Origin of the sequence: Nonomuraea gerenzanensis, from assembly GCF_020215645.1 — a bacterium.
GTDB classification, from domain to species: Bacteria; Actinomycetota; Actinomycetes; order Streptosporangiales; family Streptosporangiaceae; genus Nonomuraea; species Nonomuraea gerenzanensis.
The window spans coordinates 6,282,738-6,294,614 of record NZ_CP084058.1; the positions used below are offsets into that span (position 1 = coordinate 6,282,738).

Genomic DNA, 11,877 nt, shown 5'->3' on the forward strand with positions numbered 1-11,877 from the left:
GGTCACGTTAGATTACTGGGTACTATGTACGCAACTGGAGAGGAGGAGACAGTGGCCGACGCCGAGTACGTCAACATCTGGATGCGACCCGAGCGCCCCGCCCGCGGCCCGAAGCCGGTCTACAGCCGCGCCCAGATCACCGAGGCGGCGATCCGGATCGCCGACGCCGAGGGCCTGGAGGCCGCCACCATGCGGCGGATCGCCGCGGAGATCGGCGCGGGCGCCATGTCCCTCTACCGGTACGTCCCGAGCCGCGACAACCTGATCGAGCTGATGGCCGACCGGCTGATGGGCGAGATCGACGTCACCGGCATGCCCTCGGGCGACTGGCGCGCCGACCTGACCCGCTACGCCGACGGCCTGCGGGCCATGTGGCTCAGGCACCCGTGGATCGCCTCCGTGCAGCGGTCACTGCCCGGCTTCGGGCCCAACCAGTTGCTCCTGATCGAGCGGCTGATGGGCGTGCTCGACCCCGTCCTGTCCATCGACGAGAACCTCGGCCTGATGGCCATGCTGAACGGCTACGTCGAGGGCACCGCCCGCGAGGAGGTCATCTCGGCCGAGGAGCTGCGCCGTAGCGGGCTCAGCGAGGCGGAGTGGATGGCGCGCAGTTACGTGTACGTCGATCGGCTGGTGAAGAGCGGGGAGTATCCGATCTTCACCAAGATCGTGATGGAGGCGCGTCAGCCGCATCTGAGCCGTGACGAGCAGTTCCGGATCGGGCTTCAGCGGGTTCTCGACTGCATCGCGGCGGCGGTCGCGTCGAAGGGCGAGCCGGAGGGGCGGGAGGAGCAGGCGGGGTCGTAGCGCGTGGGGCCTGGCCGCCACCCAGCACCTGCAGAGCTTCGGGCTCCCCGTCGAGGCCCACCCCCCGCCACGTGTGCGTCGCCGGCGACCTCGCCCTGCTCATCGTGGACCGGTCGATGCACGGCACCGCCTGACCCCGCCGGTCGCCGGCACGCGCGGGCGCGGGTGTCACGTCGCCGGGATGGCCGTCCCGGTCAGCCGCTCGGAGACCTCCCAGATGCGCGCGGCGGCGTCCAGGTCGCGCAGCGGGGCGTACAGGCGCTGCGCGGCGGGCGGGCCGCCGAGGTGGCCGGGGCCGCTGGGGCCGTAGAGGGTGCCCGGCTCGGCGTCCGGGCCGGTGGCGGCCAGGAGGCTGGTGGGTGCCAGGCCAGGGTGGGCGAGATGGCGCCCCTGGGGGCGGCGATGCTGATCTGCGAGGTCACGCGGGCGCGGCCGGGGTCATGACGCCGGCGTTGTCGATGAGGAGGTGGATCGGGCGGCCCTGCGTGCGCAGGGCCGCGCCGAGGGCCGCGACGGAGTCGAGCGAGGACAGGTCGAGGTCGCGCAGGGAGACGTTCGCGCCGGGGACGGCCTGCCTGCCTGCAGGTGCTGTCGGTCATCGGAGCGCAGTCGCTGCGCTGAGGCGAAGCGGAGCCACCAGGTGCCCATCTCCCCTGCGGACCGGCACCTACCTCCCATCCCGGACGGGTGCCAGGCCGATTCTCTCCCGGTGATCACACTCCTAGCGTTGCCCTCGCACGGCATTTTCAGCTGCGAGACAGAGGTGGTCGATCGTGAGCAAGGTGACCCGCCGCGGATTCATGGGCGGCGCGGCGGCACTCGGCGGAACGGCGGTGCTGGGCCTCGGCCCGCCTGCGAAGGCGCAGGAGCTGGGGCCGGTCCGGATCCTCCCGGGCGACCCGCGTTATGACGATCTCGCCGTACGCCGGACCAACCTGCGCTTCAGCCCCAGACCGGAGTACTTCCACGTGGTCGGCTCGACCGGGCAGGTGGCGCGGGCCGTGGAGGAGGCGGTCAGGGCGGGCAAGCGGGTCACCGTGCGCAGCGGTGGCCACTGCTACGAGAACTTCGTCGGCGACGGCGCGCAGGTCGTGATCGACCTGTGTGAGATGTCTGACGTCTCCTTCGACGAACGGCGCGGCGCGTTCGCGATCGAGGCGGGCGCGACGTTGATGCAGGTGTACCGCAAGCTGTACCTGGGCTGGGGGGTGACGATCCCCGGCGGCCAGTGCGGCGGGGTGGCGGCCGGCGGCCACATCGCCGGCGGCGGCTACGGCCAGCACTCGCGCCGGTTGGGCTCGGTGGTCGACTACCTGCACGCCGTGGAGGTCGTGGTGGTGGACCGCTCGGGACGGGCCCGGGCGGTGGTCGCCACGCGGGATCCGGCCGACCCGCACCACGACCTGTGGTGGGCGCACACGGGCGGCGGGGGCGGGAACTTCGGCGTCGTGACCCGCTACTGGATGCGCGACCCGAAGGCCGAGGGCGAGGATCCCCGCACGCTGCTGCCCAAGCCGCCACCGGCCCTGCTGGTCTGCCACCCGGCCTGGTCGTGGGGCGACCTGACCAGGGAGTCCTTCACCACCCTGCTGCGCAACCACGGCGAGTGGCACGAGCGCAACAGCGACCCCGGCTCGCCGTACGCGGGGCTGTGGAGCGCGCTGATCGTGCAGAGCCGCACCCAGGGGGCGGATCCCGGCGGGATGATCCTGCCGACCATGATGGACGCGTCGGTCCCCGGCGCCGAGCGGCTGCTCAGCGAATACTTCGCGGCGCTGACGCGGGGGGTGTCGGCGCGGGCGTACATCCCGGCGGTGGAGCGGCTGCCGTGGTACCACGCGGTCAGGACGCAGGCGCTCGGCGGCGACCTGGAGTCAGGGAAGTTCAAGGCCAAGTCCGCCCAGCTGCGCCGGCGGTTCACCGACCGGCAGCTCGACGTGGCCTACGACCACCTCAGCGTGGCCGCCCCGGCCTCGTCGAGCGGGGTGCTGCTGCTGGCGTCGTACGGCGGGCAGGTCAACACCGTGGCCCCCGGCGCGACGGCCGTGGCCGATCGCGACTCGGTGCTCAAGGCGGTCTTCCTGGGTACCTGGACGGAAGGGGAGGGCGCGCCGGGCATCGCCTGGGTGCGGCGCTTCTACCGGGAGATGTACGCCGGCACGGGTGGCGTACCGGTGCCGGGAGAGGCCACCGGCGGCGCCTACATCAACTATCCCGACATCGATCTGGCCGATCCGGCGTGGAACACCTCCGGGGTGCCCTGGTCCACGCTGTACTACGGGGACAACTATCCGCGGTTGCAGCGGGTGAAGGCCCGCTGGGACCCGCGCGGGGTGTTCCGGCACGCCCTGTCCGTCCGGCCCGGCCGGTGATCAGGGACCGGAACGGGGCGCGCGGGCGACCGCCCGGCGCCCCGTCCGGTCACGAAGAGGTTCAGCCGCAGTGCACGTTGTTGAGCTTGACGCTCGTCCAGGACGGCGAGATCCCCTCCACGTCGATGCACTGGCCGGGCGCCGAGACGTAGACCGGGCCCGCGTAGTACTGGTAGTTGTCGGCGTCGGTGTCCTTGCCGCTGCCGTCACCTCGGGAGATCGTGACGCCCTTCCAGCTCACGGTGTTGGCGTAGGGGCCGTCGCCGTAGACCAGGGCGCAGTTCTTGCCGGTGCTGGAGCTGTAGTACACCTCGAGGATGCCCGTACGGTAGCCGTACTTCTCGATGCCGATGCTGTAGACGCCGATCCGGGAGTAGCTGCTGCCGCAGGGGCCCGCCGCGGCGGCCGGGGTGGCGCCCGCCACCAGCGTGGTGGTGGCGGCCAGGGCCGCGCCGGCCAGGAGGGTCGCCAGCTTGCTTGTCCGCACGTGGATCCTTTCGCTTGCCAGTGCTGCGATCATGAATATCACTGACTCGCGATCCTCACACCCGGTCAGTGCTGAATGTGATGGTTCACACAGCGGGTCAGACCCGGGTCAGCAGGACATTCCCATCGCCGGCCTTGCTGACCACGACGACCGCGTACAACCCGGTCACCTTCGGGTCGCTGATGGTGACGCGTTCCCTCCTGTTCGGCCCGCCGCTCGCGGACTTGCGGGCGGCGGAGCGGGGCAGGCCCCACGCGGCGGCGTCGGGCGCCATCACGACCAGGTCGAGGTCCTGCCCGTTGCGCGGCACCACGGTGAGCGCGGCGGGCACACCCTGCTCGTTCCACGTGGTGCGCACCTCGACCAGCCGCCCGGCGGCGATGGGCAAGTGCGTCTCGCCGAAGGTCCGGACGGCGACCCAGTCGGCCCAGCCCTCCTTCCAGGCGCAGACCGTGCTGCTCATCGGCGTCGTCATGTAGTGCTTCCCGCAGGCGCCGCCGTCCGACGGCATCGCGCCGTAGGTGTGATCCATGATGAAGTGCCCCAGCTCGTGGCGGGGTCGTAGGCGAAGGGCAGCTTCGCGGCGAGCTTCAGCGTGACGTCCACGCCGCCGGAGGTGGTCAGCGAGATTTTCGGCCGGGTGCTGCTGACGGAGATCGGCCGGCCGGCCACCGTCCTGGCGACCTCCAGGGTCAGGTCGAGCCGCCCTGGTGCCGCCCTGTGTGCTCGCCTGTGCCGGCGCGGGGGGCCGGGCAGCTCGTACTCGTCCGGGAGGTCGTCCAGGCTCGTCAGGTCCTTGAGCCGGTCGTGATCGCCACCTGGAACAGGTCGTCCAGGCCAAATGCGTCCTCGCCGCAGGGCACCAGCCCGGCGAGCGGCAGTTGCTCGCCCATCGGGCCGAGTGTGGCCAGGCCGCCGCTCGCGGTCGTGAACCGTTCCACCGCGGAGAGCAACGCCGTGGTCCCGGCGTCCCGTGGCGCGGGCGCGGCGGCCGGCGGCGGCACGACCGCGAAGAGACCCCGAGTGACGCCCATGCGCTGACGACGCGCGACAACCGCTGCTTGGCCACCAGACCCCCAGTGCGAAGACACGGCACACCGGGGACGTGTTCGGTGATCACGGCTTGGAGGTCACGTGGAACCGTCTCCAAGCGCAGCGTGGCGTCCTAGTGGTCGCCTGTCGGGCGGGCGTACAGGTTGCCGTTGGAGCTGCCGGCGTAGACGAAGCCGCCCGCCACGACCGGGCGGGTCTCGACCGTGCCACCGGTCCGGAACGCCGACCGCACCGCGCCGGTGACGGCGTCGAGGGTGTGCAGGACGCCCTCGCGGTCGGTGACGTGCACGAGCCCGTGCGCCGCCACGGGGCCCGACCGGTGGCCCTCGCCGAGGGGCAGGCGCCGGCGCACGCCGCCGGTGGCGGCGTCGAGGGCGTAGAGCGTGCGGTCGGGGCCGGCGGTGAACACCAGCCCGCCCGTCACGGCGGCGGTCCAGGTGTAGAGGGGCTGGTAGCCCTCGGCCCGGAAGTCCCACAGGGGCTCACCGGTGGCGGCGTCGAACGCGTACGTGGTGCCCTGGTCGTCGCCGGCGTACACGGTGCCGCCGGCCACCACCGGGGGGAAGGCGACGGCGCCGGGGACGCGCGCGCTCCAGCGGGCCGCGCCGGAGCGGGCGTCCAGGGCGTGCACGCCGCCGCCGGTGCTCACGGCGTAGACGGTCGCGCCGGACCGTACGAGCTGGACGCGGTCGCCCTTGCCGCCGGCCAGGAAGCGCCACCGCTCGGCCCCGGTGGCGGGGGCCAGCGCGTACAGCACGCCGTGGCCGCTGCCTGCGAGGACGACGTCGCCGGTCACCACGGGGTCGGTGTTGAGCATCGGGCCGCGCGGCTGGAAGGACCAGAGCCGCTCGCCGCCGGCGTCGAAGGTGACGAGCGCGGCCGTCGCGGACCAGGCGGGCCGCCTGGTCCAGAGGTGGAGACGGCCGTTCGCGGCCACGAGGCCGCCGGAGGCGGCGGTCCTGCGGCTCCACCTCCGGCGGCCGGTGGCTGCGTCCAGGGCCACGACCCGGCCGGCGCCGGCCACGTACACGATGCCGTCCGAGACCGCGTGGCCGTCCATGTCGGCGCCGCCCGCCCGGGAGCGCCAGCGCACCGCGCCGGTGGCGGCGTCCAGCGCGGACACCGTGCCACCGCTGTCGGCGGCGTAGACGACGCCGCCCGCCACCACCGGATCCGTGCGGATGGCCGCGTCGGCCGGGAAGCTCCACCCGCGCTCGGAGGCGGGGGCGGGGGCGGGAGCGCGGACGCCGGGCCGGTACCGGGCGAGCAGGTTGTCGCGCAGCAGCGGGGAGATGATCCGCACCGCCTGCCTGGAGGACGAGGTCAGGCTGGCGATGACGCGGCCCGCGAGGATGGTCGTCGCGCCGTGGAGGCCGTTCGGCCGGTGCACGGTGTAGGTCAGGAAGCCCGGGGCCTCGGTGGTGGGGTCGATCTCGCCGGTCCGCCTGACGGCCGCCGTCTTGGCGGTGTAGAGCCGGTGCGCCTGCGCCTCCGACGGCGCCACCCAGTCCACGGACAGCGTGATCACCGCGCCGTCGTCGCCGGGCGGGATCCAGTCGCACGTCGCCGTGCCGTCGGGGCCGCGCGCCGCGCGGTAGCCCGCCGCGAAGGCCGCCAGGTCACGGCCGGTCAGCAGGGCGCAGGCGTCCGGCCAGGCGGTCTTCGGCCGGGCCGGCCCGTACACCAGCCGGTACGCGGTGAGCCGCCCGTCCCCCGGGACGGTGCTGTGCACGAACGCCAGCCCCCCGCTCGCCCCGGCCAGGGACACCAGGTCCGCGGGCAGGTCGATCGGCAGCCCGCCGAGCCGCCCGGTCCGGGGGTCCACGGAGATCAGGTGGGCGGGCAGCGGCCAGGAGCCGTCCAGCCCGGCGCCGACCTGCCCGCCCGCCGCGGGAATGGGGCCCGCGTACAGCAGCGGGCTCCGCGGGCCCGGGTCCGTGACCTGGACGGCCTGCGGGCCGGTGGACAGCAGGCGTCCGCCGGGGCCGCAGAAGAAGTCGTCGCCGCCCGCCGTGGCGTGCGCGTACCCGTCGGCGTTGGTCCTGATCCGCAGCGGCGGGTGCGCGCCCTTCACGGAGTTCGTCGACGGCAGCGGTCGGGCCCACTCCTGCCGTAGGGTGCGCGGGTCGAGCGAGGACAGCCGCAGCTCGTCGTCCGCGCAGTGGCTGAGCAGCGTCACCGAGCGGGCGGTCGCGGCGCCGGTCAGCGCGCAGCCGCCCGGCCGGGTCGCCTCCGCCGTGACCGTGCCGGTCCGCAGGTCCAGGGCCTGGAGGCGGACGGGGTCGGTCACCCGCTCGGCCATCACGACGCCGCGTGCGGTCACCATGATCCGTGGCCCGTGGTAGGAGCCGACCTCGTCCGTGCGGGCCTCCGGATCGGCGAGGGTGATCGTGCGCCGCCACAGCGGCGCGCCCGTGGCCAGGTCATGCCCTTCCAGGACCCGCTCGCCCGCCGCCTGCCTGGCGACGACGAGGACGCCGGCCGCGGCCCAGACACCCCCGGCGGGGGCCGGACCGGCGGGCAGGGCGTGCCGGAGCGCGCCCGTGCGCGGGTCGTGGATCCGCACGCCGCCCTCCCGCGTCGCCACGGCGACCCCCTGCCCGGACACGGCCTGCCCCTGCGCCTGCAGGAAGGGGTCGGACTCGGTCTCCGCGGGCACCGACCACACCGCCCGCCACTCGACGGGGACGCGCGGCACCCCGGTCACGGCCGCCGCCGGGCAGGCCGCCAGGACGACCGCGCACAGGATCGCCATCGACCGGCGCCGGCGCGCGGTCAGCACTTCCCTGCCTTCGCCAGCTTCTCCTCGATCGAGCACGCCTCGCTCCTGGAGATCGGCTGCCAGCCGCCGAGCGGGGAGAAGGTGTAGTAGGACCGGTACGTCCCGGAGGTGCCGGTCACCCGGAACGGCACCCCGCCCGGCCCCCGGACCGTCACCTGCTCGGTCCGGTCCCCCGCGAGCACGGTGACCGCCAGGTCGAACGTGTAGGACGCGGCCCTGCCCACGACGGTCATGGAGAGCGTGACCCGCTCGTCCCGCTTCAGGTCGATCTGTTTCTTCCTGAAGTACGGCACGTCCGGGTTCTTCGCCGTGGTGAAGCGGGGCGCGGGCCGGTCGAGGTCGGCGGCCAGCTCGATGGTCTCGGCCTCGCCGGCGGGGGTGTGGACCAGCAGCGCGCCGTCCCAGACGGGCTCGCGCGCCAGGACGCGCGGCTGGATGTCGACGATGCGCAGGCTGCTGCGGTTGCCGACGAGCACCACGGTGACGTCGGCGGTCTCGAGCGGCGCCCAGTCGTGGCGGGTCAGCATCGTCTCGCGCCGCGTGCCGGACGCGCTGCCCAGCAGGGCCGCCCGGTCCGCGGGGTCGGTCACCGGGCGGCGCAGGGCGGTGTCGCGGTCGGCGTACTCCACGGCCACGTGACCTACCTCGACCGGCGGTTCGCCGCCGATGCGATCGACGGTGTCGGCGCCGCGGGCGTTGAACCAGGTGGTGAACACGACCCCGACGGCGGCGACGATCACGGCGCTGAGGATGCCCGCCAGCCACGTCCGCGCGGCCTTCCAGCCTCCTGCCTCCTCGGCCGATCCAGCGGGCGCAGCCGATCCAGCGGGCGCGGCCGATCCGGCGGGCGCGGCCGATCCGGCGGGCGCGACGGGTCCGGCCGATGCGGATGCGGGCGGTGCGGCGGGTCCGGCGGATGCGGCACGCCTGTTCCTGCGCCCCTTGGCCATGCGACGTCCCCTTGCGAACGGCTGACGGAAACTGATTCATAGCCCATCCGCGCCCGCTTCGCCGGGCAGTTGACCGACTCTTTCCACAAAGGACCGGGCACGGCCGCCCACGGCGCGGCCGACGGCTGGAGAGGGCCGGGCCCGGCGGGCACAATGGTGATCCCTGCCGTCCGCGCGCGTCGAGGGAGTTCCGTGGAGTTCTGCCTGCTCGGCCCCGTCGAGGTGGTCTCGGCCGGCCGGCCCGTCCCGCTGGGCGGCCCGAAGCCCCGCGCGCTCCTGGCCGTCCTGCTCCTGCAGGCCGGGCGGGTGGTCTCCACCGGCCGCCTGGTCGACGTGCTGTGGGGGGACGAGCCGCCGAGGAGCGCGCACGCGCTCGTCCAGACCTACGTGTACGGCCTGCGCCGGGCCCTGACCGCCGCCGGCGACCCGGTGATCGAGACCCGCCCGCCGGGCTACGTGGCGCGGATCGAGCCCGCCCGGCTCGACGCCGAGTCCTTCCACCGGCTGGTGGCCGACGGCAGGCGCCAGGCGGAGCAGGGCAGCCCGGAGCAGGCGGCCGGTCACTTCCGCGCGGCGCTGGACCTGTGGCGCGGCACCGCCCTCGGCGGGGTGGCCCACCTCCTGCGTGGCGAGGCGGAGCGGCTGGAGGAGGCCAGGCTCGCCGCCGTGGAGGAGTGGATCGAGGCCGAGCTGTCCCTGGGCCGGGAGGGCGAGCGGGTGGGCGACCTCGCCGAGCTGGTCCGCACCCGGCCCACCAGGGAGCGGCTGCGCGGCCAGCTGATGAGGGCCCTGTACCGGCTGGGCCGGCAGGCCGACGCGCTGGCGGTCTTCCACGAGGGGCGGCAGGCACTGGCCGATGAGCTGGGCGTGGACCCGGCCCCGGAGCTGCGCGCGCTGTACGAGGCCATGCTCCGCGCCGACCCGTCCCTGTCGCGGCCGGCACCCGCCGCACATCCTCCGGCGCCCGCCGCACATCCGTCGGCACCTGTCGCGCATCCAACGGCACCTGTCGCGCATCCTGCGGCGCCCGCCGCACAGCTCCCGGCCTCCGCCGCACAGCTCCCGGCCTCCGTCGCACAGCTCCCGGCCTCCGTCGCGCATCCTGCGGCGCCCGCCGCGCAGCCGCAGGTCGTCTCCCCGCAACCGCCCCGGTCGGTGCCCGCGCAACTGCCACGCGGCGTCGCCGACTTCACCGGCAGGGACAAACACCTCGCGGAGCTGGCGGACCTGCTCACCGGCGACCGCGACACGATGCCCGTCTGCGTCATCTCCGGCAAGGGTGGCGTCGGCAAGTCCGCGCTCGCGGTGAAGCTGGCGTACGAGGTCGCCCACGCCTTCCCCGACGGGCAGCTCTACGCGGCCCTGCGCGGCGTGGGCGAGTCGCCCGCCTCGCCGCTGGAGGTGCTCACGCGCTTCCTGCGCGCGCTCGGCGTGCCGCCCGCCACCGTGCCGGAGACGGTGGCCGAGTGCACCGACCTCTACCGCAGCCTGCTCAGCGGGCGCAGGCTGCTGGTGGTCCTGGACGACGCGGCCGACGAGGCGCAGGTCCGGCCGCTGCTGCCGGGCAGCCCGTCGTGCGCGGTGCTGATCACCGCCAGGCGCAGGCTCGTCGGGCTCGACGGCGTGCACCTCACCGACCTGAACATCCTCGACACCCCCACCGCGCTCGACCTGCTGACCCGCATCGCCGGCGCCGACCGCGTGGGCGGCGAGCCGCAGGCGGCCGAGCGCATCGTGACGCTGTGCGGCCGGCTGCCGCTGGCGCTGCGCACGGCCGGGGCTCGGCTGGCCGCCCGCCCGCACTGGCCGCTCGCCCGGCTCGCCGACCGGCTGGACGACGAGCACCGCCGCCTCGACGAGCTGGCCGCAGGCGACCTGGAGGTACGGGCCAGCGTCGCGCTCAGCTACCACGGCCTGGACGCCGTGGCCAAGCGGGCCTTCCGCCTGCTGGGCATGCTGGGCACGCCCGAGGTGACGCCATGGATGGTCGCCGCGCTCCTCGACGTGCCCGACGCCGACGGCGAGGAGGCGGTCGAGCGGCTGGTCGACGCCCAGCTCCTCGACCACGTCGCGGTGGACGCCGCGGCGCAGAGCCGCTACCGGCTGCACGACCTGCTGCGGGTGTTCGCCGCCGAGCGGGCCGAGGCGGAGGAGCCCGCCGGCGAACGCGCCGAGGCGGTCACCCGCGTGCTGCGCGGCTGGTTGTGGCTGATCGGGAACGTCACCGCGGCCCGGCCGCCCGGCACACTGGCCCTGCGGCTGGCCCAGCCCCCGGCCAGGCCCGTCGGCGTCACGCCGCCCGCCGACCTCTACACCTGGTTCACCACGGAGGGGCCGGCGGTCGTCACCGCCGTGGAGCGGGCCGCGGCGATGGGGCTGCACGAGGTCGTCTGCGACCTGGCCGCCGCGCTGTCCGCCTCGGCGTTCGCGGTGGACGCCCGGTTCGAGGAGTGGCGGCGTACGCACGAGGCGGCGCTGCAGGCCGCGCGGCGGGCCGGGGACGCGCACGCGGAGGCGATCGTGCTGCTCGGCCTCGGCCAGTTACGCCACCGGCAGGACCGCTACACCGAAGGGCAGGAGTTCTTCACCCAGGCCCTGCCGCTGCTGCGGGCCTGCGGCGACACCTACGGCCAGGCGGTGGCGCGGGCCGGGATCGGCACCGCCTGCCGGGAGCGGGGCGAGCTGCCCGAGGCGCTGACGCACCTGCTGGAGGCGAGCCGGATCTTCCGTTCGCTCGGCTACGACTCGGGCACCGCGCACGTCGGCCGCCTGGCCGGCGCCGTCCTGCTGGAGCTGGGCGACTTCGAGCAGGCCCGCACCGCGCTCGACGACGCGCTGGCCGTCTTCCGCCGGCTGGGCAGCAAGCGCGGCGAGGGGCTGGTGCTGCGCTCGCTCGGGCTGGTGCACCGCGCGCTGGGCGAGGCGGGGCGCGCCAGGGAGCTGAGCGAGCAGGCCCTGGACCGGCTCCGCGAGGCGGGCGACCCGCTCATGGCGGCCTACGGCGTGCAGGCGCTGGCCAAGGCCAGGATCCGGTGCGGCGACACCGCCGGCGTCCTGGACGAGCTGCGCGCCGCCATGGCGGTGTGCGAGCAGCACGGCGACCGGTTCGGCGTGGCGCTGATCGAGCGCACCATCGGCGAGCAGCACCTGGCGGCCGGCCGGGCCGGCGCGGCCAGGGAGCACCTGGACACGTCGGTCGCGCTCTGGGACAGGCTGGGGCTGCCGCTGTTCCGCGCCCGCACCCTGCGTGACCTGGCCGCCGCGCACGACCTGGCGGGCGCGCACGCCGAGGCGGACCGCCTGCGGGCGGAGGCGCTCGCCGTCTTCGCCCGTTTCGGCACCAGGGAGTACGCCGAGCTGGGCGGCCGCCCTGGGGAGCTTTTGGAGTGAAGTTGGAGCGGTTCTGCCGACCATGAGCGCACATCG

8 protein-coding genes are annotated in these 11,877 nt (G+C 74.8%); 3 read left to right on the top strand and 5 right to left on the bottom strand.

Annotated features, from left to right (window positions below):
* Positions 1 to 24: 24 nt before the first annotated feature.
* Both LCN96_RS29420 and LCN96_RS29425 read left to right on the top strand, forming a co-directional pair.
* On the top strand, positions 25 to 807 hold the full coding sequence (locus LCN96_RS29420) for a TetR/AcrR family transcriptional regulator (protein WP_225265661.1): 783 nt from the start codon (positions 25 to 27) through the stop codon (positions 805 to 807).
* A 773-nt stretch (positions 808 to 1,580) separates the two neighbouring features.
* Positions 1,581 to 3,179 carry an FAD-dependent oxidoreductase gene (locus LCN96_RS29425; protein WP_225265662.1) on the top strand — a complete coding sequence of 533 codons (1,599 nt, stop codon included), beginning with the start codon at positions 1,581 to 1,583 and terminating at the stop codon, positions 3,177 to 3,179.
* A 61-nt stretch (positions 3,180 to 3,240) separates the two neighbouring features.
* Here LCN96_RS29425 and LCN96_RS29430 read toward each other — a convergent pair whose 3' ends face one another.
* The 5 genes from LCN96_RS29430 to LCN96_RS29450 all read right to left on the bottom strand — a co-directional run bounded on the left by LCN96_RS29430 (position 3,241) and on the right by LCN96_RS29450 (position 8,241).
* On the bottom strand, positions 3,241 to 3,666 hold the full coding sequence (locus LCN96_RS29430; protein WP_225265663.1) for a hypothetical protein: 426 nt from the start codon (positions 3,664 to 3,666) through the stop codon (positions 3,241 to 3,243).
* A 97-nt stretch (positions 3,667 to 3,763) separates the two neighbouring features.
* Positions 3,764 to 4,198: a hypothetical protein gene (locus LCN96_RS29435; protein ID WP_225265664.1), complete on the bottom strand. Its 435-nt coding sequence runs from the start codon at positions 4,196 to 4,198 to the stop codon at positions 3,764 to 3,766.
* 256 nt (positions 4,199 to 4,454) lie between these two features.
* Positions 4,455 to 4,700, bottom strand: coding sequence for a hypothetical protein (locus LCN96_RS29440; protein WP_225265665.1), 246 nt, complete (start codon positions 4,698 to 4,700; stop codon positions 4,455 to 4,457).
* Between the two features lie 131 nt (positions 4,701 to 4,831).
* Complete coding sequence (locus LCN96_RS29445) at positions 4,832 to 7,501, bottom strand: outer membrane protein assembly factor BamB family protein (RefSeq protein ID WP_225265666.1); 2,670 nt, start codon at positions 7,499 to 7,501, stop codon at positions 4,832 to 4,834.
* Positions 7,495 to 8,241, bottom strand: a complete 747-nt coding sequence (locus LCN96_RS29450) for a hypothetical protein (protein WP_225265667.1) — start codon at positions 8,239 to 8,241, stop codon at positions 7,495 to 7,497. The genes LCN96_RS29445 and LCN96_RS29450 overlap by 7 nt, the downstream gene beginning before the upstream one ends.
* Positions 8,242 to 8,643: 402 nt before the next feature.
* On the opposite strand from LCN96_RS29450, the gene LCN96_RS29455 reads away from it, so the two are divergent.
* Positions 8,644 to 11,841: an AfsR/SARP family transcriptional regulator gene (locus LCN96_RS29455; RefSeq protein WP_225265668.1), complete on the top strand. Its 3,198-nt coding sequence runs from the start codon at positions 8,644 to 8,646 to the stop codon at positions 11,839 to 11,841.
* Positions 11,842 to 11,877: the final 36 nt, after the last annotated feature.